The organism is Streptomyces sp. NPDC058697, assembly GCF_042715345.1.
GTDB lineage: Bacteria > Actinomycetota > Actinomycetes > Streptomycetales > Streptomycetaceae > Streptomyces > Streptomyces liliifuscus.
In genome coordinates this window covers 603,991-626,786 of record NZ_JBHXSU010000002.1, presented here as the reverse complement: position 1 = coordinate 626,786, position 22,796 = coordinate 603,991, and the positions used below count along the sequence as shown (strand labels likewise).

The window sequence follows — 22,796 nt, the reverse complement described above, 5'->3', positions numbered from 1 at the left end:
CTGTGCGTTTCGTACGGCCGCAGAAAGGGAGCGTATACGCCGGAAACCCTTCGGGTCAGCGGTCGCTACCGCAACTGGAACGGGTGCGCCCGATGAGGCCGACGGCTTCTCCTGAGCCGACGTACTGGACCGGCAACCGGAACAGAGCCGCGAGCCGGAACCGGCCCGCCGGCCCGCCATGGTTGGTTATCACAGCGCTGTTATATTAGCGCTGTGACATATTCCGATCCCACGGCGCTGCCCGATCCCTGGCAGTCGCTGCACAAGCTGCTGGCCGCCATGGACGCCGAGATCGAGCAGGTCTACGTCGAGCGTGGCATCAAGGGAGTGCGGCCGCGGTTCGCCTATCCGCTGATCCGGCTCGCCCACACCGGGCCACTGACCATCCGGGAGCTCGCGGAGTCCCTGGACCGCTCGCACTCCGCGATCAGCCAGACCATTGCCGCCATGCGCAAGGAGGATCTGGTCACCTCCGAGCCGGGGCCCGACGCACGCACCCGGCGGATCGACCTGACCGAGCGCGGCCGGTCGCTGGTGCCGTTCCTGGAGGCCGAGTGGCGCGCCACGCACGCGACGGTCGCCGAGCTGGACGCAGAAGTCCCGTACGCACTGACCACCGTCGTCGAGGAATTGCGGCGGGCGCTGGAGCACAGGTCCATGCGGCAGCGGATCCTCCACCACCTCGTCGAGCCGCAGGGATGAGATGGCAGGTCGGGTTCCTCGACATCCGACCGCTGCGAAGCAGCCGAGCGTTCCGCGACCTCTGGATCGGCTCCTCGGCCTCCCAGCTCGGAGGGCAGATAGCCACCGTGGCGGTGCTGGCCCAGGTGTGGGACCTCACCGACAGCCCGGTCGGCACCGGCGCCATCGGGCTTGCGACGGGCCTGCCGATGGTGCTGTTCGGGCTGCTCGGCGGCACGTTGGCCGACTCCGTCGACCGCCGTGCGGTGGTGCGGGCCACCGCGGCGGGCCAACTGCTGGCCGCCGCAGGGCTCTGTGCCCAGGCCGTGGCGGACAACCGAAACGTGCCGCTGCTGCTCGCGCTGGTTGCCGTTGGGACGGCATGCGGCGCGCTCGGCGCCCCTGCCCGGCGTACGCTCCCGGTCCGGCTGCTCCCCTCCGACCAGGTCACGGCCGGTCTCGCGCTGACCAACGTCTCCTTCCAGGCGGCGATGCTCGCCGGGCCCGCGATGGCCGGGCTGATCATCGCCCGCTGGGGCTTCCCTGCCGCCTACGCCGCACAGGCCGTCGCCGTCGCGGTCTCGATGCTCGCCGTGATCCGCCTCCCGGCCATGAAACCCGAGGGCGCCGACGCGTCGGGCGGCAGGCGCCGACCGGAGCGCGGCGGCTGGGGGATCATCCTGCGCCGTCCGACGCTGTGGGGCTCGATGGCCACCGACCTCTCCGCCACGTTGCTGGCCATGCCCATCGCGCTCTTCCCGCTGGTCAACGAAATCCGCTTCGGCGGCAATCCGCAGACCCTCGGCCTCTTCCTCTCGGCCGTCGCGGTCGGGGGCATCACGGCCGGCCTGCTCTCCGGCACGGTGACGCGCCGACGCCGTGGCGGCCTGGTCCAGCTGACCGCGGCCGGCGTCTGGGGCGTGGCGCTGGCCGGCTTCGGCCTGGCCGGGCCGCTGTGGCTGGCGCTCGGCTGCCTGGCCGTGGCCGGCGCCGCCGACACCGTGTCCGTGGTCACCCGCAGTGCCCTGGTCCAGTTGGAGACCCCGGACGCGTACCGGGGGCGGGTTTCCTCCGTGGAACACGTCATCGGTGTCGCGGGCCCCGAACTCGGCAACTTCCGTGGCGGCCTGCTGGCGTCGGCCACCTCGGCCTCCTTCTCCCTCGTCACCGGCGGTCTGTCCGCCGTCCTGGCGATCGCCGCCGTGGCCGCGGCCAACGCACCCCTTCGCGCCTACCGCACGCCGTCTGCTGCCACGGAACCAACCGCCCGCGCGGTTGCCGACGCGGCGACGGCTGCCGGATAGGTGGTCGGGGCTTCAGCGCTTCCGGGAACGGGAACGGGAGCTTGCGCGGGACCGCGGGCGGGGATGGGGGTGGGGGCGTGGAACGTGGTGCGGTTCGTGGAGATACCAGTAGCGACCGACCAGGGCGCCCCCGAAGACGACGAAGCCGACGCCGATGAGCCAGGACGTCACGATCAGGACGGTGCCGACCGAGCCGTACGAGACCGCGTTGCTCACGATGAGCGGGGAGAAGACCAGGGACGAGAACAGACGCAGGCCGATCAGGCCCGCCAGCGTGGCGATGGCGCCCGGCAGGAGGGCGCGCCAGGGCACGCGGCCGCCCAGCAGGAAACGCGGTGCCCACCAGAAGAAGAGCACGCCGAGCAGCGAGGACAGAGCGATCCGGCCCCATGAGCGCAGGGTTCCCGACCCCAGGACGGCCACGCTCTGCGCTTCGGCGAAGAGGTAGGCCGTCAGAGCGACGAGCCACACCACGCGTCGCCATACGGTGTGCCAGCGCCCGGCAGGCAGGTCCCACACCTTTTCGTAGCCGGTCTGGACACTGCCCGCGAACGTCACGCCGAAGAGCGCGAGCAGCACCACGCTCAGGACGCTGGTCGTGCTCAGGACCTTGCCGGGTGCTGCGAAGAGATCCTGTACGGCGTCGGCGGGGCGGCCGGACAGCCCCATGCCGTCCACGATCCACAGGGCGAAGCCGCGCTCCTGGATCGGAAGGGCCGCCGCGACCACGATCAGCAGCGGCGCGAGCGTCACCAGTCCCAGCGCGGCGAAGCCCATGGCCCGGTGCATCAGCTCCACTTCTTTGCCGCGCCGCCATACGTGCGTGCCTCTGTCATGGACGAGGCGCCCCAGTTCGGCAGACCGGTGCCTGCGGTTGTGTTGATGGGTCCGGCACTTGGCTTTGTCCGCGCTCCTGTTCTTGCTGCTGCTCTTGCCCCTGCCTCTGCAGGGTTGGCCGGGGTGAGCGGAACCCGGAGAATCCCGGGCCCCCGAATCATCGGGCGCCCCCGAAGAATCCGGGAGCTCCGCAGAGTCCGGAGGCCCCGTTGAGCCGGACGGCTCGGAGGACTCCTCGGGCTCAGACGGCTCAGACGAGTCCGAATGGCGGGGCATGTCCCGCGCTCCGCTTCAGTGCGAGAGGGCGACGACGGCTGCGAGGACCACGAGGACCGCGAGGGTTACGTGGGCTGCGAGCAGCCGTCCGCGACGATGGCGCGACCTCGTGGTGCATGCGTGGTCACCTCGTCCCGTGCTCCCGTTCCCGTGCACCGCATGCCGACTCGTCTCGCACCGGGCGGCCCCGTGCGGTACGAGTGGCTGCTTCCAGCGTGCCCCGCCACCTCCGGAACCGCGACCGGCTCAGCAGCCTTGGTACCCGGCACTCCTCGGAACCCGTTCCGGGGAATGCCGGGCGGTCCGCGTACCCAGGGCCTGCCCCAAACAGGCTCACCAGGTACCGGAAGAGGGGGGGCACGCGGTGGACTCCTCAGCTGGAGGGCGCGACGCCGAGCCGGGACCTGGCGGGGATGAACTGGGGTCCGCGGCGGGGACGCGCGCCCGGCTGCGAACCGGCTGCAGACCGGCTGCAGACCGGTGGGACCGCGCCGACCAGGGGCAGCAACTGGGTGACGTCGTTGCGGTTGTCTCCGGTGAGGATGACCGCGAACGGGGTGCCGTACTCGTCGGTGATCAGGTGGTGCTTCGAGCCGGCCCGGCCCCGGTCGACCGGCGAAGGCCCGTGTGCTGCCCCTGTCAGGGCCCTGACGTGCGAGGAGTCGACCACGCAGCGGGACCGGTCCAACCTGGATGCCGCCTTCAGCTCGGCGAGCAGGACCTCAGGCGGCCGCTGCCGGATGCCGCCCTCGTTGGAGTCCCACAGCTGTTGCCAGCACGTCTTGCCCGAGCCGAATCCAAGATCCTGCGGCAGGTACTCCCACTGGATCCCTGCATGCAGCGCGTACAGAATCCCGCACGGCACCTACCGGTCCGGCAACTGTCTGCGACCCGGATACCGAAAGCGCCGTTCGCGCTCCGGCAACAGCGGCTCCAGGCGGTCCCACAGCTCATCCGACACGATCCACGGCGATCACGATCACGGCGATCACGGCGATGTCGACGTGCTCGCCGCCCAACGCAAGGAACGTGCCCGCACCCGCAGCGAGAAGGGCATCCGCTGGGGCGGACGCCCACTCCCCACAGCAGCCTGACGTCACGGTTCGGGCAGTGAAGGAGACTCAGCGCCGATGGCGTCCCGGCGACAGCGCACTGAGCGTCGCACAGACGAGCGCCCCGAACAGCAGCCAGCCCCATGGCATCCCGCCTGGCGGATGCGTCACCGCCACATAGGTGAAAGAGCCGAGCCCACCGGCCACAAAGAAGAGAGCGAACCCTCGAAGCGCGGACTGCCATCGGGCACGACCTGTAGCTGAAGTCACGCGAGGCATTATCCACCTGCCGCATCAGGCGACCAGGCACCACGGGACTGGTCACTGGCCTGCCGGTGAACCAGTCCGGTCACAGCACTGGACGCATTCGAGGGCGGCCCGCGCAGTGAGCGAGTGCCCCCGCGAGGCAACGGGCGGCCTCGAACTCGGTGGTTCAAGGCGACGCCAGGGGAGAGGCCCGCCCCGCAGCTACGACACCCCCGGCCTGAGCCCCGGTTGCCTCACAGACCCGCCCGACCTAGGGTGAATGCGCTTTCATCTACGTGCATGCATCAGAGAGACGGGGGCCAGACCCATGAACGGCACCGCATGGTGAACGCGATCCCCACGGTGTACGACGTGGCCGAACGCTCCGGAGTGTCCATCGCCACGGTGTCCAGGGTGTACCGCAGCCCCGACTCCGTGCGCGCCGCCACCCGCGAAAGGGTGCTGGCGGCGGCGGGCGAACTGGGATACGTGCCGAGCGGCAACGCCCGCGGACTCGCCAGCCGCTCGACCGGCGTCCTCGGCCTCTGCTTCCCGGACTATTCCGACCCGGACACGCTCAGTGCCGAGGACGACGATGCCGCGATGCTCTACTCGGACCAGATCATCCGGGGCATGGAACGCGCGGCCCGCCGGCACGGGTACGCGCTGCTGATCGCGGCCTCCCTCGAAGGCGGCCCGGAGAACCTCGTGGCCCAGGTGGCCGGACGCGTCGACGGCTTCGCGGTGATGGCCCGCACGGTACCGACCGAGGAGCTCGAAGCGATCTCCCGGCGCCGACCGGTCGTGATGTTGGCCGGCCCCCGCGCGCAGGACCCCTCGCTCGACCACCTCGACCACGTCGAGGTCGCCAACGAGGACGGCCAGTACGAGCTGACCCGCCACCTGGTCCACGACCACGGGCTGCGCCGCCTCGCCTACGTGGGGCTCGTCGACGACTCTCCGGACGTCGAGGCGCGTTTCCGCGGATTCCGCCGGGCCTGCTGCGAGGCCGGGATCGAGGCCGCCGCCGCGCCGACGCTGCGCATGCCGATGATGACCCAGGCCGAAGGCGCCCGCGCCGCCCACTTGCTGTGCGAAGGAGACGACGACCGGCCCGAGGCCTTCGTGTTCGCCAATGACCAGATGGCGGTGGGCGCGCTCCAGGCGCTCGAACGCCGTGGCGTACGCGTGCCCGACGACGTCGTGGTGACAGGCTTCGACGGCATTCCGTTGAGCCGCCTGGTGCGCCCCGCCCTGACCACCGTGCGCCAGCCGATGGTGCGCATGGGCGAGGAGGCCGTCGACCTGCTGGTCCGACGGCTGAGCGGCCAGCCTCCGGAGGAGCCTGTCTCACTGATGCTGCCGGTCGGCGTGGTCCGCCGGGCGAGCTGCGGCTGCGACGAGGCGACGACCCTTCCGACGACAACCGGCTGAAAGCCGCCTCCCCGATGGCTGCGACCGGCTGGTAGCCGCGTCCCCGGTGGCCGCGACAGGCTGATAGCCGCCTCCTCGATAACGACGGTCAGCTGATAGCCGCCTCCCCGATAACGACGGTCAGCTGATAGCCGCCTCCCCGATGGCCGGTCGCCGCCCACCCCGCCTGTGACCGGCCGGCCGGCTGACTCCCGGGCACCGGCTCACCCTCACCGTGCCTTGGCCGGACGCGGCCCTCCACGCACGGAGACGCACGGAGGACAGGGCGGCGGCCCTGGGGACTCCCTACCGACGGGCCGACTACGGCCCTCGGCGAAAGCTCCCTCGGTGCCACTCCGCAGTCAGTCGCCACTCCGCAGTGATCAGTCCCCGCCCCTCACCACGGTCAGCCGGCCCGATCTCCGAGAACCAGTCCTCCCCAGTCCTCCCCAGTTCTCCCCAGTCCTCCCCAGGGCACCCCCAGCCCCCGACCCCGCCACAGAAACTCTCACCGCGACGCGGTACGCCGACGCCGATCTCGTCGCGCCCGCCATAGCCGTCAGCCGTCTCCGGTCACGAAGCCATGCCCGGCGTACGACTCCCTCGCACGGTAGCGCCGGCAAACTCCGCACCTGCCTCCGAGCACGCGGCGAGCTTCCGAGGGCCGGCGAAACCTTCAGTGGCGAGAGCCCTGGATCACACATCCTTTCCCCACGCACTGATCCGTTTTACGTTGCTCTCGCACAGGCCCTTCGCGGCCGGTACCGCGTCCCCGGGCGGTGCGGGCCGCCCGTCGGGTGTCCCTCTCGTTACGGGAGTGTGACCAAGGCCCCTCTTGCCAGGCCAGGAATCGCTGCAACAGAGTGATGTATGCGCTTACAGGCAGCGCATACATCACCGCTCAAGGAGGAGCCGCCCATGAACCGCGCCGTCGCAACCGGGTCGATCGCACTCACCCTGGCGTCTGCGCTCACCCTCACCGCCTGTGGCGGTTCGGGTGGCGCGGGCGTGGCAGCAGACGCCAAGCAGACCCTGACCGTGTGGGCGATGGGCACGGAGGGGGAGAAGCTCGGCGATGTCGCCAAGGAGTACGAGAAGTCGCACTCCAACATCAAGGTCAAGATCACCCCGATCGGCTGGGACGTGGCCCACCAGAAGCTGGTCGCCGCTGCCGCCGCCGGGAAGCTGCCCGACGTGATGCAGATGGGCGGGAGCTACCTGGGCGAGTTCGCCGACATGGGTGTCCTGGAGCCGGTCGACACGAAGACCTTCCGCGAGGGCGACTTCTTCCCCGCCGCCTGGCAGCAGGGTTCCTACGACGGCAAGACCTACGGCGTCCCCTGGTACGTCGACACCCGCGTGCTCTTCTACCGCACCGACCTCGCCACCAAGGCGGGGATCAAGAAGGCCCCGGCCACCATGGCCGAACTCCAGAGCGCCGCCGAGGCGTACCAGAAGAAGGCCGACACCAAGTGGGGCCTGTCCATCCAGCCGGGCGGACTCGACACCGTACAGAGCTTCTACCAGTTCCTGTACTCCGCCGGTGGCGCCATCATCGACGACAACGGCAAGGCCGTCGTGAACTCCGACGCGGCCGTCAAGGCGCTGGAGAACTACGGGAGTTACTTCGACAAGGGCCTCAGTGAGAAGTCCGTGCGCCCCGGCTACGACGTCACCAAGGACTTCAACTCCGGTGCCGTACCGATGTTCTTCGGCGGTCCCTGGATCACCAATCTCCTCGACGAGAACTACCCCGACATCAAGGGCAAGTGGGCCGTCGCCCCCGTTCCCGCCGACGAGGCATCGGTGTCGATGGCCGGCGGGTCCAGCCTCGCGGTCTCCGCCGACAGCGACCACAAGGCCGCCGCCAAGGAGCTCGTCTCCTACCTGACCGGCGCCAAGGGCCAGGCCGACTGGTTCGAGCGGACCAACGACCTGCCCGCCAACACGGCAGCCTGGAAGACCGGCGACCTCGCCACCGACCCCACCATGCAGGTGTGGCGGAAGCAGATGGACACCGCCCGCGCTACCCCCTCCCAGCCCAAGCTGACCGAGATCACCTCCAAGGTGGACACGGCCATCGAGTCGGTCACCCAGGGCAAGTCCTCCGCGAAGGCCGCGCTGGACAAGGCCCAGTCCGAGATCGAAGGCCTCGTGCAGTAGAAGGCAGTAGGAGAGCGTTCCCTGATGTCCCTCACCACAGGACCCGCCGTCCCACAGGCGGCCGTCGACAAGAGCCCCGACAGCGGCGGGAAATCCGGTCGCACCCGCCGAGGCCACCGCTCACTGAGCAAGCACAACCTGACCGGATGGCTGTTCTCCACGCCGTTCCTGGTGCTGTTCGGCGTCTTCATGCTCTTCCCGATCGTCGCCACGCTCCTGATGAGCTTCACCGACTTCGGCGCCCGCAACGTCACCCGCCCGCTGGAGGCGGAGTTCGTCGGCCTGGACAACTACACACAGCTGTTCCAGGACGACAAGTTCCTCAAGGCCCTGTTCAACACCGCCTACTTCGTGGTCGTCGGCGTCCCCGCGACCATCGTCCTCGGACTGCTGGCGGCGATCCTCCTGAACAACGGCATCGACCGGGCCCGTACGTTGTTCCGGGTCGGCTTCTACGCGCCGGTCGTCACCACCATCGTCGCCGTGGCCGTCGTCTGGCGCTTCGTACTCGACCCCTCGGACGGGCTGATTGCCTCCCTCGCCTCCGAAGTCGGCCTGACCGCACCGGACTTCCTCGGTTCCGAGACCTGGGCCATGCCCTCCCTGATCACCATGGCCGTCTGGCGCAACCTCGGCACCGTGATGGTGCTGTGCATCGCCGGCCTGCAGGCGATCCCGGCCGAGGTCCGCGAGGCGGCCCGTCTCGACGGCGCCGGTGCCTGGCAGGAACTGCGCGGCATCACCGTCCCGCTGCTGCGGCCCACCCTGCTGTACGCCACGGTCATCACCACCATCGGCTACCTCAACGTCTTCGAGGAGCCCTTCGTGATGACCCAGGGCGGCCCCTCCGACTCCACGCTGACGGTGTCGCTCGACATGTACCGCGAGGGATTCAACTTCTTCCACATGGGCTACGCCAGCGCCATGGCGTACGTCCTGTTCGTCGTGATCATGGGCGTCACGGTGCTCCAGCTCCGACTGCTCAAGGACAACACCCGATGACCGCCGACACGGCCACCAAGGCCCGGACCCCCCGCCGCACCGGACGGGTGCGCACCCCGCTGCTCTACACGATCGCCTCGGTCGCACTGCTCGTGATGGCCGCCCCGTTCCTCTGGATGGCGCTGTCCGCGTTCAAGACGAAGCAGGACCTCACGGCGAGCCCGCCCGTGTGGCTCCCCTCCCGGTGGACGCTGGACAACTTCACGGCCCTGCTCGACCAGCTCGACATGCCGCAGTACTTCCTCAACTCGCTGATCGTCGCCGTCCTGGTGACCGTCAGCAACCTGCTGTTCTGCTCCATGCTCGGCTACGCCCTGGCCAAGCTCGACTTCACCGGGCGCTCCAAGGTCTTCGCGGTCGTGCTCGCCGCCCTGATGGTCCCCGGCAACCTCATGATCCTGCCGCTGTACGTGCTGATGAACGGCCTCGGCCTGATCGACACGTACGCCGGACTCGTGCTGCCTTTCGCGGCGGGCGCGTTCGGGGTGTTCCTGATGCGGCAGTTCATGCTGTCCGTGCCCGACGAGCTGCTGGAGGCGGCCCGCCTGGACGGAGCGGGGGAGTGGTACATCTTCTGGCGGATCGTGATCCCGCTGGTCAAGCCCGCCCTCGCGACCCTGACGATCTTCACCTTCCTCGGCTCCTGGAACAACTTCATCTGGCCGCTGATCGCCACCAACGACCCGGACAAGTACACCCTGCCGGTGGCGCTGGCGACCTTCGCCAACGATCCCAACCGCACGGTCGGCGGCGGCAACGGCATGCTCATGGCCGGCTCACTCCTCGTCGTACTCCCGGTCCTGGCCGTCTTCATCGTCCTGCAACGGCACTTCACGCAGGGCATCGCCACCGCGGGCCTGAAGTAGCCCCGCCCGGCGCCGCTTTCCTCGGCCTTCCCGCACCCGCTTCTCCCGGCCTCCCGCACCCGTCGGTCGCTTCGCCGCGGCCCCCGGGCCGGTCGCCATGCCACCACCCCCACATCAGAAGGACAGAAACGGACGATGACGCACTCCACCACCCGCTTCCCCGACGGCTTCCTGTGGGGCGCCTCCACCGCCGCCCACCAGATCGAGGGCAACAACGTCAACAGCGACTGGTGGCGCAAGGAGCACGACCCCGCGGCCGGGATCGCCGAAGCCAGCCTGGACGCCTGCGACAGCTACCACCGCTGGGAGCAGGACATGGACCTGCTCGCCGAACTGGGCTTCACCGACTACCGGTTCAGTATCGAGTGGGCACGCATCGAGCCGGTCCGCGGCAACTTCTCCCGCGCCGAGATCGCCCACTACCGCCGTATGGTCGAAGGCGCCCTCGCCCGCGGTCTGCGTCCCATGGTGACCCTGCACCACTTCACCGTTCCGCAGTGGTTCGAGGACCTCGGCGGCTGGACCGCCGACGGCGCCGTCGATCTCTTCGCCCGTTACGTCGAGGAGTGCGCGCCCGTCATCGCCGACGGCGTCCGGCACGTGTGCACCATCAACGAGCCGAACATGATCGCCGTCATGGCAGGCCTCGCGAAGGCCGGGAATCAGGGCTTTCCGCCCGCCGGCCTGCCCACCCCGGACGAGGAGACCACCCGCGCGGTGATCGCCGCGCACCACGCGGCCGTCAAGGTCATCCGCGCCGGTCACCCCGACATCCAGGTCGGCTGGACCATCGCCAACCAGGTCTACCAGGCCCTGCCCGGCGCCGACCAGGTCACCGCCGACTACCGCCACCCCCGCGAGGACGTCTTCATCGAGGCCGCCCGCGGCGACGACTGGATCGGCGTGCAGTCCTACACCCGCACCAAGATCGCCCCCGAGGGTCCGGTCCCGGCCCCCGAAGACGTCGAACGCACCCTCACACAGTGGGAGTACTACCCGACCGCCGTCGGCCACGCCCTGCGCCACACCGCCGAGGTCATCGGGGACAACACACCCCTGATCGTCACCGAGAACGGCATCGCCACCGCGGACGACAGCCGTCGCGTCGACTACTACACCGGTGCCCTTGGCGCGGTCGCCGCCGCGGTGGAGGACGGCCTGAACATCCAGGGCTACCTTGCGTGGAGCGCCCTGGACAACTACGAATGGGGCTCCTTCAAGCCGACCTTCGGACTGATCGCCGTGGACCCGACCACCTTCGAGCGCACCCCGAAGCCGTCCGCCGTCTGGCTCGGCAGCCTGGGCCGCGACCGCGCCCTGCCGCGCACCGAGTCCTGACGCCCCCCAAGAACCCGGGAGTCGGCCGGCCCCTGACACCGGCCGGCTCCCGCCCCCCTCACCTGACGACGACCCGGACCTCCCGCACCACAACCCGGCACCACCGCAACTCCGCACGACCACACGACCGCACGACCGCGCGCCACGGACACGCACCCTTCCGCCTGCCTGCCTTCCCACAGCACAGGAGTCAGAGCCGCATGAACCGTCGTAGCTTCCTCATCACCGCCGCCGCGTCCACCGCAGCGGCCACCTGCGCCACGTCCCTCACCGCCACCGCAGCCACCGCAGCCAACGCCGCCCCAGCCGTACGCACCGACGCGGAACGCCGTCTGTTGCGTGACTGGTTCGTCGCGACCCATCGCTCGATGGAGGCCATGACGACCGAACTCGGCCTGGCCGCCGACAAGATCGACGTCAGCGGGAGCGGCACACCGGTGCCGTCCGCGCAGACCTCGCCGACCAACATCGGCTGCGGCCTTTGGTCCACCGTCGCAGCGGCCGGACTCGGCGTCATCTCCGGCGCCACCATGCGCAGTCGGCTGACTCGCACGGTCGCCGCCGTGGAACGCCTGGAGCGTGCCCACGGCTTCTGGTTCAACTGGTATGACGCGCACGACGGTTCACTGCTGACGACATGGCCGGAGACCGGCGACCCCGTGCGGCCGTTCCTGTCCAGCGTCGACAACGCGTGGCTGGTGACCGGTCTGCGCATCGCCGCGCAGGCCCACCCCGGGCTGCGCCCCCGCGTCGCCGCCCTCCTCGCCGACGCCGACTGGTCGTACTACTACACCCCCTTCGATCCGGCCGACCCGGTCGCCGGCCCCGGACAACTGCGCGGCGGCTACTGGCCGGACAAGCCGGGCAAGGGCGAACCCACCGGCCACCACTACGGCGCCCTCAACACCGAACCCCGTATGGCCAGTTACCTCGGTATCGCCGACGGCTCACTGCCGACCGACCACTACTGGCACATGATGCGCACCCTGCTTCCGGGAGCGGGACAGGAGCAGGAACCGCAGGGCGAGTACGTCGAGATCGACGGCGTACGCGTCTGGGAGGGCCACTACACCTACCGGGGCCGCAAGTTCGTCCCCACCTGGGGCGGCTCCATGTTCGAGGCGTTGATGGTCCCGCTGTTCGTACCCGAATCGGAGTGGTCCCCCCGCTCCTGGGGCACCACCCACCGGCGTTACGTCCGCAGCCAGATCGAACACGGCCTGATCGAGGAGGAGTACGGCTACTGGGGCTTCTCCCCGGCCTCCATTCCCGCCGGCGGCTATCGCGAGTACGGGGTCGACGGGATAGGCATGCAGGAGGAGGGCTACAACTCCCTGGGCGTCGTCACCCCGCACGCCTCGTTCCTCGCCCTGCCCCAGGCCCCGGCCGAGGCCCTCTCCAACCTCCGCGCCCTCGACCGCGCCTTCGGCGCCTACGACGACCGCTACGGCTTCCGCGACTCGGTCGACGTCGCCACCGGCCGCGTAAGCGACTTCGTCCTCGCCCTCGACCAAGGCATGATCACCGCGGCCATCGCCCAGCACCTGCACCCGGGCCTGCTCCAGACGCCGTTCCGCACCGCGGGCTTCCACACCCGGGTACGCCCGCTGCTCGGCAAGGAGCGGTTCTCCCTCTAGACGGGAGGGGCGCCGCCAGGCCCCCGACGGGCCAGCCTGCTCATCGTGGCGTCAGCTCTGCGGGACATCCTTGACGAACACGATGCCGTCGCTGTCCGCCAGATGGGCCGGGTCGAACGAGGCGTAGCCGAACCAAGGCGAGACGCGGGGTGCGGGCAGCGTGTCGCCGAGGGCCCTGGCCAGCCGCGGGGCGTCGATGACATAGCGCTCGTCCGGGAGTTCGTACAGGAGGCCTTCGACGGTGTCCGGCGGCGGGGTGTCCACTCCCTGGTGGCGGATCGTGCCGAGGGCCGTGGCCACGAAGGCGTACTCCTCGCCGAGTCGCGCGCTCACCAGGGCACCGGCGCTCCACCACTCCACCCGCCCCTGCCACATCTGCATGGAGCTCTTCTCCCGCTGGAGATGGGAGTTCTGGGCGTGGACGAGTGCCGGTCCCCGATCCGCGACGGCGAGGAGGTTGTGGGACATCATCAGATCCCGCTGCGCGCACAGCCGCGTCAGGCGGGCCGGTGAGGTGTCGGCCATCCAGTGGTGGTAGCGCAGGAGGCCGGTCGCGGTGCGCCCGTACAGGCGTGCCCGGTCCAGGTCGTCCCGCGAGGTCGTCGTGATCAGGTGCGGTGTCTGCGTGTCCAGCAGGGCGACCAGATCGTCGGCGAGCAGCCGGAGCCGACCGGCGTCGGCCGACTGTCCCACGGACCGGGACGGGTCCAGCATCGCCGCGGGATCCGTCCACCGGTCGTCGGCGCCCAGCAGGCGGTCGAGTGCTTCCGCGGTGCAGGGCAGCAGGTCCGCGTCCACCCGGGTGGAGAGGTAGTCGTGGAGGCCGGTGAGGGCCTGTCGAGGGCTCGCGGCGGCGGCGATCTCCAGCGGGCCGTCGAAACCGGCGAAGCGAAGCCGCTCGGACGCGGGCCGACTCTCATTGTGGGCGCGCATCCAGCGTACGAGCTCACGGTTGGCCGCGGACGCGCCCCAGCCGTGACTGAATCCCTGCTCCATGACCTCGTCGAGAGTGCCCGTGCCCGAGGTGACGTAGTCGTCCACGACCAGGCCCATCATGCAGTCGCTCTCGATCGCGATCGTCCTGAACCCCTCCTGCTCGACAAGCTGCCGGAAAAGCTCGTTGCGCAGGTCGAGGAGAGTGTCCTCGCCGTGGGTGGGCTCGCCCAGCGCGAGCAGTCGAGGCCGGGTTGGCAGCAGGTTCATGACGGCGGCAGCGTCGAAGGAACGGACGGCGTCCTTGATGTCAGTAGCCATGCCTTCAACGGTATCGTTGAACTTTCGGTTGAAACTTTTCCGCGATATCGGCAGGCTCATGGGGCGAAACCTTCAAAACGGTGAGCGGCTCAGGCCGGTTGATCTGGCGCGCGGGCACGGTCTGTCCACGCAGGCGGTCAGGAACTACGAGGAGGCCGGCATCCTTCCGGCCGCCGGTCGCACACCCCACGGCTACCGCACCTACACCTCGCTGCACGCGGGGGCGCTGCGCGCGTTTCTTGCCCTGGTGCCCGGCCACGGCCACCGGACGGCGACGTCGGTCATGCGGGCCGTGAACCAGGGCGCGGTCGATGAGGCGTTCCGTCTCATCGACGAGAGCCACGCCCAGCTTCTCGACGACCGGCGAACTCTCCGGGCGGTGGAGAGCGCCCTCCGTGGCCTGGAGCCCACCATGACGTCCGGGGCGGCCGGGGCGGCCGAGGTGTGTGAGCCTGATGTGCCTTCTGAGCCCGGTGCGAGCTCCGGGCCCGCCGACAAGTTCATCGGGTCGTTGGCGGGAGAGCTCGGGATCCGGCCCGCGACGCTGCGCAAATGGGAGCGCGCCGGGCTGGTACGCCCGCGCCGCGACCCGCTTACCGGGTACCGCGTCTACGGCGATTCCGACGTACGGGACGCCCGGCTGGCCCATCAACTCAGGCGGGGCGGCTACCTGTTGGAGCAGATCGCCCCACTGATCGCGCAGGTACGGTCGGCCGGCGGGCTGGAACCGCTGGAGGCCGCGCTGTCCGACTGGCGAGGCCGGGTATCCACCCGCGGGCGGGCGATGCTGACCGGGGCCGCCGAGCTGGAGGCGTACCTCCGCGAGCGCGGACGAGACTCGGGACCTGGCCCACGAGAACAAGGGTCACCGGGCGCATCGGAGAGCCGGAACGAGTACCGGCTGTGACGTGGACGTGGACGTGGAGGTGGAGGTGGTCGCGCTATGGCGGGCCGCGCAGTCAGCGGCGTCGTAGTGCAGGGTCGAGCAGGGCGGGCGGAGTGTCGTGCTTCTCGTGCGGGGCCAGGTCGACACCGGGGGCGACGATGCTGTCGATGGCGTCCAGCACGTCGGCGGAGAGCACGGTGTCGGCCGCGGCGAGCTGTGAGTGCAGGTGGTCCAACGTGCGGGGACCGATGAGCGCGCTGGTCACGGCGGGGTGCGCGGTCACGAATCCGAGCGCGAGCTGAATCATGGTCAGGCCGGCCTCGTCGGCGACTACGGCCAACTGCTCGACGGCATCGAGCCTGGCCCGGTTGGAGGGGATCGCGGTGTCGAAGCGCTCCGGCATGAACGCCGAGCGGCTGGTGGTGATGTCCCGGCCCTCGCGGACCGCCCCCGACAGCCAGCCCGAGGCCAGCGGGCTCCACGCCAGCACTCCGAGCCCGTACTCCTCGGTCACGGGCAGGACGTGGGTCTCGATCCCGCGCTGCAGGATCGAGTAGCTGGGCTGTTCGGTCACGTAGCGGCTCAGGTGGTGCTCACGGGCCGCCCACTGTGCCTGCACGATGCGGTACGCCGGGAAGGTCGAGGAGCCGAAGTAGCGGATCTTTCCCGCGCGTTGCAGGTCGGTCAGGGCCGACAGCGTCTCCTCGTCGCTGGTGGTCGGGTCCCACCGGTGGATCTGGTAGAGGTCGACGTGATCGACGCCGAGACGGCGCAGGCTGTTGTCCAGCTCGGTGACGAGCCAGCGGCGCGAGCTGCCCCGGTGGTTGCGCTCGTCGCCCATCGGCATGGTCGCCTTCGTGGCCAGCACGATGTCGTCGCGGCGGCCTGCGATGGCCTTGCCGACCATCTCTTCGGATTCGCCGGCGCTGTACGCGTCAGCCGTGTCGATGACGTTGATCCCGCCTTCGAGGGCGGCGTCCACGACAGCGGTGGCCTCGTCCTGGGTGGTGCGGCCGATGGCGCCGAAGTTCATCGCGCCGAGCGCGAGGGAGCTGACCTGTACACCGGTACGGCCCAAGGTGCGGTACTGCATGACCGTGATCCTCCATTGCGGGTGAAGCGTGGTGTCACTGCATGGCTTGGTTGCGGGCCCGTGCTCTGGCATCATGAGCAAACGGAACCTCGTTCCGGAACGATACGGAACGCTGTTCCGTTTGGCAAGCTCGACAACGGAGGGTGGCGCGGTGAACGACGGCGACGAGGGCGCTGGGGGCGCGGCCCAGTCCAAGCGGAAGGACGCCCGGCGCAACAAGGAGACCCTGCTCGACGCGGCCGCCGCGGTCTTCGTCACGTCGGGCGTGGAAGCACCCGTACGTGACATCGCGGCCAAGGCTGGCGTCGGGCTGGGCACGATCTACCGCCACTTCCCGACTCGGGCGGATCTCGTCATCGACGTCTACCGCCACCAGGTCGACGCCTGCGCCGAGGCAGGCCCGGCCCTGCTGGAGAGCAGCCCGACACCTCACGCCGCCCTCGCACAGTGGGTCGACCTCTTCGTCGACTTCCTGGTCACCAAGCACGGACTCGCGGCCGCGCTGCAGACCGACAACGCCGGTTTCGAAACGCTGCACTCCTACTTCCTCGACCGCCTCCTGCCGGTGTGCACCCAGCTCCTCGACGCCGCTGCCGCCGCCGGCGAGATCCGCTCCGACCTCACCGCCTACCAGCTGATGCGCGGCGTCGGAAACCTCTGCATCGGCGACGACAGCGATTCCCGCTACGACGCACGCCGGCTGGTCGAGCTCCTCGTCGCGGGACTGCGCCGACCGCAGTGATCGTGGCGGCCGTGGAGGAATGGTTCCCCGCATGGCCGAAGGTGCCCCTGCCGCGATGAGTTTCGGTGGCGTCGTGAGTCTGTTGTGGTGAGCGTCGTAGACGTCGTACGACGCTGCCCGTCACGAGACACCACGGAGGACACATGACGACCACACCCGGCAACGCGAGCAGCGACCTCCCCGGCAAGCCGCCGGTCGTCGACCTGACCACCTGGCAGACCGCCCGCGACGAGCTGCTGGTCCGCGAGAAGGCGCACACCCGTGAGGGTGACGCGATCGCAGCGGCCCGGCGGCGGCTGCCGATGGTGGAGCTCGACGGGACGGTCGAGGTCGTCGGAGCCGACGGCCCGGTCCCGTTCCTGGACCTGTTCCAGGGGCGCGACGAACTCGTCGTGTACCAGCACATGTGGTACGACGGCGCTCCGCACCAGGGACAGTGCGAGGGCTGCACCACCACGGCCTGGCATGTGAAGGACGCCGTCTACCTCAACGCCCGGGGCGTCTCGTTCGCCGTCCTGACCTCGGGTCCCTGGGACGAAGTGGCCTCGTACGTCGAGTTCATGGGTTACACGCAGCCCTGGTACTCGGTACGGGGCGTGGAGGCGCCGGTCGGCGGAGGCATGGGGTACATCGCCTGCTTCCTGCGCGACGGCGACCGCGTGTTCCTCACCTACTCCACGACGGGCCGTGGCAACGAGCGGGTCAACGGATCCCTCGGCCTGCTCGACATGACGCCCTACGGCCGCGGCGAGGCATGGGAGGACAACCCCGAGGGGTACCCGTCCGTGGGCCAACAGGCCTGCTGGTCCTGGCGCTCGGACGCGGACGGCATCGCCACCTGGGGCCCGACCAGCCGGCCCGTGCCCCAGTGGACCCGCCCCGACGCGACCCCGGTGGAGACCCTCGGCCGCAAGGGCCACCACCACTGACAAGCCGGCGGCGGAATCTCGTGCAGTCGTCGACCGGCCGCGTCAGTGTCGCTGGAGGGACTCGCTTCGAGCCGACTCCCGCTGCTGGTCGTGCTGCTCGTTCCAGAGTTCGGCGAGTTCACCGAGTGCGCTGTTGGAGCGGCCGAGTTCCAAGAGCAGATAGACGCTGGCTCCGGCGAACGGGATCCACTCACCCCATCCGAAGACGAGAACCGGCATGTACAGCAGGCCGGCCAGGACAAAGAACTTGACGAAGATCTCGGCTGTGTACGTCTGCTTGCGGCCGACGATGACATGCTCTCCGCGGCCGTGGGTCCACTGCAGGCGCGATCTCATGGCTTCTCCCTATGGGCTCCGGATGGACATCATGCCGTCTGTCACTTGGTGAGTGCTAGTGCGGGATGGGGCCGGTCGGGACCTCGAAGCGGGCGACTGCGACCACGGTGCGCAGGGACATCGAAACCCGTTTGAACCCGGAGGGCCCCGGACACGTACGGTCAACTGGGGGCTTTTACCTGCGTGCTGTGGTTCATGGCCTCCTGGTCCCGTTGTGACACTTTCGAGGAGTACCCATGACCACCAATCCGCGCCTCGGCGACTGGCTGACGACGCGCCAGCCGTTCGTGCTGGGCCTGTTCCGTATGGTCCTTGGCCTGTTGTTCGCCTCCGAGGGCGCTGCCACGGTCTTCGGGGTGCTCGACAGGAAGGCCAGCCCGACGGGTGACTGGCCCTTCTGGTATGCCGGGGTGATCGAGCTGGTGTGCGGCGTTCTTGTTCTCCTCGGGGTCGCGACCCGTAGTGCGGCGTTCATCAGCTCGGGCATCATGGCGTTCGCGTACTTCACGGAGCACCAGCAGGACGGCCTCTTCCCCTTGCAGAACGGGGGACTTGCGCCGGTGCTCTTCTGCTGGGGATTCCTGCTCATCGTGTTCTCCGGACCCGGTGCCTTCTCCCTCGCGGGACTGGTCGGCCGCCGGAGCGACGCGCGTCCCGTCACCGCCCCGATGACCGGACAGGCCCGGTAGCGACGTCAGGTCACCAGGCCCTGGCGGTAGGCGTACACGACCGCCTGGACGCGGTCGCGGAGGTTGAGCTTGGCGAGGATGCGGGAGACGAAGGTCTTGACCGTCTCCGGGCTGATCACGAGGGTCGCGGCGATCTCACTGTTGGAGAGGCCGTTGGCGATGAGGCGAAGGACCTCCAACTCGCGGGGGGTCAGCGGGATGTCGTGCGGGGCGCCCTCGGCGGGGCGGATGCGGGCGGCGTACCTGCCCACGAGCCGACGCGTCACCTCGGGGTCCAGCAGGGCCGCGCCCGTGCCCACGGTCCGTATCCCGTGCAGCAGTTGGGCGGGCGGCGCGTCCTTGAGCAGGAACCCGCTCGCCCCCGCGCGCAGCGCCTCGTAGACGTACTCGTCCAGGTTGAACGTGGTCACCACGAGCACCTTGACGGGATGCGGCACGCCGGCCCCGGCCAGCAGGCGGGTGGCCTCGATGCCGTCCAGCACCGGCATGCGTACGTCCATCACCACGACGTCCGGGTGCACTTGGCCGGCGAGGTCGACCGCGGCCTGTCCGTCTCCGCACTCGCCGGCCACCTCCATGTCGGGCTGGGCGCCGATGATCGTCACCAGCCCGGTGCGGATCAGCACCTGGTCGTCGCAGACCAGGACCCGGATCGGTGCGGTCACGGTCACGACGGGCTCCCCGCGGGTATCCGCGCCCGTACGACGAAGCCACCGGCCTTCTGCCGGTCCGCGCTGAAGTCGCCGCCCAGGACGTCGACCCGTTCTCGGAGACCGGCGAGGCCCCGCCCGCTCCCGCCGGGGGACCCGGCCCGCGAGCCGGAACCGTCCGTACTGACCTCCACGGTGATCTCCCTTTCGGCGTGGCGCACCTGGACCGAAGTGCGGCTGCCGTGAGCGTATTTGAGGGCGTTGGTCAGGGCCTCCTGCACGACCCGGTAGGCCACGAGTTCGGCGCTGCCGGTCGACTCCGCCGGTATGCCCTCCTCGGTGAACTCCACCGGCTGACCGGCCCGGCGCGTCTGCTCCACAAGTGTGAGCAGTCTGCCGACGGATGGCGTTCTGGGCTCGGTGCCGTGGTCGGGGTTGAGCAGGTCGAGCAGATGCCGCAGGTCGGTGATGGCCCGCCGGCCGGTGTCGCTGACGGCGGTCAGGGTCTGGTCGAGACGGTCGGGTGAGGCGGTCAGATAGCGCGCGGCCTCGGCCTGCACGACCATCGCGGTCACATGATGGGTCACGACGTCGTGCAACTCGCTTGCGATGCGGGTGCGTTCGGCGGTGCGGGTGTCCTCGGCGATACGGCTGCGGCGTTCGGCGTCCGCGACCCGGGTGGAGCGCAGCCACGCCCCGGCACCCCACGCGAGGACCATCGCCAGATAGAACGTCACGAACCCGCTCGGCGGCTCGCCCGAACCGATCCGGGAGAGCGCCACCGCCAGCGGCACGTACGCCAAGGAGAAGAGAATCGCGGCGGTACGCCGGTGCCGTTCCAGATGGGCCCCCACGCTCAGGAGCGCGATCGGCAGCGCGGTGCCCGCGAACGTGTGGTAACCGCGGAGCTGGTCGATGGCGAAGCCGACCGACACCAGGGCGAGGCAGACGACCGGCCACCTGCGGCGCACCGCGAGCGGGAGGCATTCGAGGGCGATCGCCAGGAGGGCCAGCGTGTCGAAGGCGCGGTCCGGCAGGCCGCCGAGCTGCGTCCCGTGGGACGCCGGCAGGAACGACGCGGCGAAGCACAGCACCCCGAACGGGAGATCTCTGACCGTGACATCGGCCCGGCTCCACCACTCCGGGGTCCACCGAGGACTGATCATCGGGGGAGTGTAGCGGTGGCGTCGATCCGCTCGGCGCGCCGACGGCGGGGCACCACATGGCCGCGCCGGTGGGCCAGCCACATGAACGCGATCGTCGCCAGTACGCAGAACAGCACCGAGTACACGCTTCCCTCCGGGCCGAAGTCGCCGCCGGTGAGCAGCTTCGGGCCCGACATCGAGGAGTCCAGCAGTCCCTGAGGGGTGTCGTTGCCCGAGACCTCGGTGCTGAAGATGCCGGACGCGGCGAAGTTCCAGCCGAAGTGCAGGCCGATCGGCAGCCACAGCTTGCGGGTGGCGACGTACGCGGCGGTGAGCATGCCGCCGGCCTCGATGGCGATGGCGGTGGCTCCCCACACACTGGCGTTCGGGTTGAGCAGATGCGACAGGCCGAACAGCGCACCGGTCAGCACCAGCGCGATCCATGTGCCGATGCGTTCCTCGGTGATGCGGAACAGGACACCGCGGAACAGCAGTTCCTCCGTCACCGCGGCGGCGGCCATGAAGCCGAACAGCCCCGCCGCACCCGGCACCGAGCCCACGCCGTCGACCTCGTAGTGCCCGGAGGTGAAGAGGTTCACCATGACGGCCCCGAACAGGGCGGCGCCGAGCAGTGTTCCGCGGCCCATCGCGGCCGGGGCGCCTTCCAGGGCCACCTCCGTGGACGGGCGGTGCTCGGTCCGCCGTACCACCCATCCGTAGACAAGCACCGCGAGCACGGCTGTCGGGACGCCGACGGCCAGTTGGAGCCACGGGTGGTCCTCCGCCGCGGCAAGCCCCTGGCCGCCGATGAAGGCGACCGCCGCGACGGCCACGAATTGCCAGACCAGCCTCATGAGAACTCCTACGCCAGAGCCGCGACCGGAGTGCCGCGGGCTGGGTAGAAAGCTATGGATCCGGCGACCCGGAATCGTCACCGCTCGGTGGACACCTGCGCGTAGCTCTCTCGGGGGACAGGGCGCACCAGGCCGGACAGCGTGTACCGGGCCGCCAGGATTCTCGGTTGCCGGTCCAGGTGCCGTGCAGCACGATGCGGGGATGCGCTTCTCGGTGAACATTCCGAACTTCGGTGACTTCGCCGATCCCAGGACCGTGGCGAAGGTGGCCGCGGCGGCGGAACAGGCAGGGTGGGACGGGCTGTTCGTCTGGGATCACGTGCTGCACCGCAAGCACGGAGGCAGGCCCTTCGGGGACCCCTGGATGCTCCTGACGGCCGCCGCGCTGGCGACGTCCCGGATCCGGCTGGGCACGCTGGTCACCCCTGTCGCCCGGCGGCGCCCGCAGCAACTCGCCCGCCAGGTGGCCACCTTGGACGCCGTGAGCGGCGGCCGCGTCACCTTCGCCGCTGGGCTGGGCGGGCCCGTGGAGGACGAGTACGCGAGCTTCGGTGACACGACCGACCCGAAGGTACTGGCCGAGCGGCTGGACGAGGGCCTGGACCTGCTCCAGCGCTACTGGTCGGGCGAGCCGGTGAACCACGACGGACAGCACTACCAGGTACGGGACGTGACCCTGCTGCCCGCCACGGTGCAGCGCCCTCGGCCGCCGGTCTGGGTCGCCGGATTCTGGCCCAACCGCCCGCCCATGCGTCGGGCCGCCCGCTGGGACGGCGTGGTCCCGCTGTTCACCGAGGCCAGACACGGCCACGTACCGCCTGTCGATCAGGTCCGCGATCTGGTCGCTTACGTTCGCAAGCAGCGCGAAGACCGGTCCGGCACCCCGTTCGAGATCGTCCTCGGCGGTGCCACACCAGGCGACGACGCGGCCAGGACCCGCGATCTGATCGGCCCACTGGCCGAGGCAGGGGCCACCTGGTGGGACGAACGCCAGATCCAGACCAGCGAAGCACTGGACCGGCTCACTCCGGTGCTGCGCCGCATCGAACAGGGCCCGCCGGTCTTGTAGTGCGTCGATGTGCCCGGTGGGAGCGAAAATCGAGCCGGTGCCACGAGGCTCCGGCGATGCCGGCGGGGCGGGAACAGTACGTAGCCGCCGTCTCCCAGCCGGCGGCCGTCGCCCGGCGCACAAGTTCCGTGCTGAGGAAACCGCTGCCGCCGATGATCAGGACTTTCATGGCGTCCTACGGTAACCGGGCTCGGATGAGCGCGCTCCCGCAGAATCAGGCCGTGGGGCGGGGACGGCAGCCTTGCGTATGTGTGACTTCCTCCGGAGACCGCGCGTTCCGGGGGCGAGTGTGGCACCGTGGACCTCAGGCCCGGCCCGTCACTTCCCCCCGTAG

Annotated in this window: 20 protein-coding genes and 2 pseudogenes; 14 read left to right on the top strand and 8 right to left on the bottom strand. The window is 69.9% G+C overall.

Going from position 1 to position 22,796, the window contains the following annotated elements:
- Positions 1-213: 213 nt before the first annotated feature.
- Positions 214-702 (top strand): MarR family winged helix-turn-helix transcriptional regulator, encoded by a 489-nt coding sequence (locus ACFWXQ_RS07310; RefSeq protein WP_383948440.1) that lies wholly within the window; start codon positions 214-216, stop codon positions 700-702.
- Positions 699-1,985, top strand: coding sequence for an MFS transporter (locus tag ACFWXQ_RS07305; protein WP_383948443.1), 1,287 nt, complete (start codon positions 699-701; stop codon positions 1,983-1,985). Before ACFWXQ_RS07310 ends, ACFWXQ_RS07305 begins: the two co-directional genes overlap by 4 nt.
- A gap of 12 nt (positions 1,986-1,997) precedes the next feature.
- Here ACFWXQ_RS07305 and ACFWXQ_RS07300 read toward each other — a convergent pair whose 3' ends face one another.
- Both ACFWXQ_RS07300 and ACFWXQ_RS07295 read right to left on the bottom strand, forming a co-directional pair.
- The gene (locus ACFWXQ_RS07300) at positions 1,998-2,774 is read right to left on the bottom strand and encodes a YhjD/YihY/BrkB family envelope integrity protein (RefSeq protein WP_383948446.1); all 777 of its coding nucleotides are present in this window, start codon (positions 2,772-2,774) and stop codon (positions 1,998-2,000) included.
- Between the two features lie 745 nt (positions 2,775-3,519).
- Positions 3,520-4,062, bottom strand: a pseudogene (locus ACFWXQ_RS07295) (transposase); the annotation flags it as partial.
- A gap of 37 nt (positions 4,063-4,099) precedes the next feature.
- Here ACFWXQ_RS07295 and ACFWXQ_RS07290 point away from each other — a divergent pair.
- The 7 genes and pseudogenes from ACFWXQ_RS07290 to ACFWXQ_RS07260 form a co-directional block, all read left to right on the top strand.
- Positions 4,100-4,192: pseudogene (locus tag ACFWXQ_RS07290) on the top strand (IS630 family transposase); the annotation flags it as partial.
- A 504-nt stretch (positions 4,193-4,696) separates the two neighbouring features.
- Positions 4,697-5,830: a LacI family DNA-binding transcriptional regulator gene (locus ACFWXQ_RS07285; RefSeq protein WP_383948448.1), complete on the top strand. Its 1,134-nt coding sequence runs from the start codon at positions 4,697-4,699 to the stop codon at positions 5,828-5,830.
- Positions 5,831-6,727: 897 nt separating this feature from the next.
- Entirely contained in the window at positions 6,728-7,972 is a 1,245-nt protein-coding gene (locus ACFWXQ_RS07280) for a sugar ABC transporter substrate-binding protein (RefSeq protein ID WP_383948451.1), read from the top strand.
- 24 nt (positions 7,973-7,996) lie between these two features.
- Positions 7,997-8,974 carry a carbohydrate ABC transporter permease gene (locus ACFWXQ_RS07275; RefSeq protein ID WP_383948454.1) on the top strand — a complete coding sequence of 326 codons (978 nt, stop codon included), beginning with the start codon at positions 7,997-7,999 and terminating at the stop codon, positions 8,972-8,974.
- Positions 8,971-9,840, top strand: a complete 870-nt coding sequence (locus ACFWXQ_RS07270) for a carbohydrate ABC transporter permease (RefSeq protein WP_386267731.1) — start codon at positions 8,971-8,973, stop codon at positions 9,838-9,840. Before ACFWXQ_RS07275 ends, ACFWXQ_RS07270 begins: the two co-directional genes overlap by 4 nt.
- A gap of 135 nt (positions 9,841-9,975) precedes the next feature.
- Positions 9,976-11,178 carry a glycoside hydrolase family 1 protein gene (locus ACFWXQ_RS07265; protein WP_383953601.1) on the top strand — a complete coding sequence of 401 codons (1,203 nt, stop codon included), beginning with the start codon at positions 9,976-9,978 and terminating at the stop codon, positions 11,176-11,178.
- A gap of 200 nt (positions 11,179-11,378) precedes the next feature.
- Positions 11,379-12,815, top strand: coding sequence for a glucoamylase family protein (locus tag ACFWXQ_RS07260; RefSeq protein ID WP_383953603.1), 1,437 nt, complete (start codon positions 11,379-11,381; stop codon positions 12,813-12,815).
- 51 nt (positions 12,816-12,866) lie between these two features.
- On the opposite strand, the gene ACFWXQ_RS07255 is transcribed toward ACFWXQ_RS07260, so the two are convergent.
- On the bottom strand, positions 12,867-14,069 hold the full coding sequence (locus ACFWXQ_RS07255) for an erythromycin esterase family protein (RefSeq protein ID WP_383953605.1): 1,203 nt from the start codon (positions 14,067-14,069) through the stop codon (positions 12,867-12,869).
- A 58-nt stretch (positions 14,070-14,127) separates the two neighbouring features.
- Between ACFWXQ_RS07255 and ACFWXQ_RS07250 the strand changes: the two genes are divergently transcribed.
- On the top strand, positions 14,128-14,976 hold the full coding sequence (locus ACFWXQ_RS07250; protein ID WP_383953607.1) for a TioE family transcriptional regulator: 849 nt from the start codon (positions 14,128-14,130) through the stop codon (positions 14,974-14,976).
- A gap of 52 nt (positions 14,977-15,028) precedes the next feature.
- On the opposite strand, the gene ACFWXQ_RS07245 is transcribed toward ACFWXQ_RS07250, so the two are convergent.
- A complete protein-coding gene (locus tag ACFWXQ_RS07245) occupies positions 15,029-16,048 on the bottom strand; it encodes an aldo/keto reductase (RefSeq protein ID WP_386267729.1) in 1,020 nt (339 codons plus the stop codon).
- Positions 16,049-16,199: 151 nt separating this feature from the next.
- Here ACFWXQ_RS07245 and ACFWXQ_RS07240 point away from each other — a divergent pair, with 151 nt between their 5' ends.
- Both ACFWXQ_RS07240 and ACFWXQ_RS07235 read left to right on the top strand, forming a co-directional pair.
- Positions 16,200-16,790 carry a TetR/AcrR family transcriptional regulator gene (locus ACFWXQ_RS07240; RefSeq protein ID WP_383953622.1) on the top strand — a complete coding sequence of 197 codons (591 nt, stop codon included), beginning with the start codon at positions 16,200-16,202 and terminating at the stop codon, positions 16,788-16,790.
- Positions 16,791-16,933: 143 nt separating this feature from the next.
- Positions 16,934-17,719 (top strand): DUF899 domain-containing protein, encoded by a 786-nt coding sequence (locus ACFWXQ_RS07235; RefSeq protein ID WP_383953610.1) that lies wholly within the window; start codon positions 16,934-16,936, stop codon positions 17,717-17,719.
- Between the two features lie 42 nt (positions 17,720-17,761).
- On the opposite strand, the gene ACFWXQ_RS07230 is transcribed toward ACFWXQ_RS07235, so the two are convergent.
- Positions 17,762-18,055 carry a hypothetical protein gene (locus ACFWXQ_RS07230; RefSeq protein WP_383953612.1) on the bottom strand — a complete coding sequence of 98 codons (294 nt, stop codon included), beginning with the start codon at positions 18,053-18,055 and terminating at the stop codon, positions 17,762-17,764.
- A gap of 236 nt (positions 18,056-18,291) precedes the next feature.
- Between ACFWXQ_RS07230 and ACFWXQ_RS07225 the strand changes: the two genes are divergently transcribed.
- Positions 18,292-18,744, top strand: a complete 453-nt coding sequence (locus ACFWXQ_RS07225) for a DoxX family protein (RefSeq protein ID WP_383953614.1) — start codon at positions 18,292-18,294, stop codon at positions 18,742-18,744.
- Between the two features lie 5 nt (positions 18,745-18,749).
- Here ACFWXQ_RS07225 and ACFWXQ_RS07220 read toward each other — a convergent pair whose 3' ends face one another.
- From ACFWXQ_RS07220 to ACFWXQ_RS07210, 3 genes are read right to left on the bottom strand one after another with little or no spacing between them, the layout of a single operon-like run.
- Positions 18,750-19,409: a response regulator gene (locus ACFWXQ_RS07220; RefSeq protein ID WP_383953624.1), complete on the bottom strand. Its 660-nt coding sequence runs from the start codon at positions 19,407-19,409 to the stop codon at positions 18,750-18,752.
- A 2-nt stretch (positions 19,410-19,411) separates the two neighbouring features.
- The gene (locus ACFWXQ_RS07215; RefSeq protein ID WP_383953616.1) at positions 19,412-20,560 is read right to left on the bottom strand and encodes a histidine kinase; all 1,149 of its coding nucleotides are present in this window, start codon (positions 20,558-20,560) and stop codon (positions 19,412-19,414) included.
- Complete coding sequence (locus ACFWXQ_RS07210) at positions 20,557-21,393, bottom strand: CPBP family intramembrane glutamic endopeptidase (RefSeq protein WP_383953618.1); 837 nt, start codon at positions 21,391-21,393, stop codon at positions 20,557-20,559. The genes ACFWXQ_RS07215 and ACFWXQ_RS07210 overlap by 4 nt, the downstream gene beginning before the upstream one ends.
- Positions 21,394-21,595: 202 nt before the next feature.
- On the opposite strand from ACFWXQ_RS07210, the gene ACFWXQ_RS07205 reads away from it, so the two are divergent.
- Positions 21,596-22,462 carry an LLM class flavin-dependent oxidoreductase gene (locus ACFWXQ_RS07205; protein ID WP_383953620.1) on the top strand — a complete coding sequence of 289 codons (867 nt, stop codon included), beginning with the start codon at positions 21,596-21,598 and terminating at the stop codon, positions 22,460-22,462.
- The last annotated feature ends 334 nt before the right edge of the window (positions 22,463-22,796 follow it).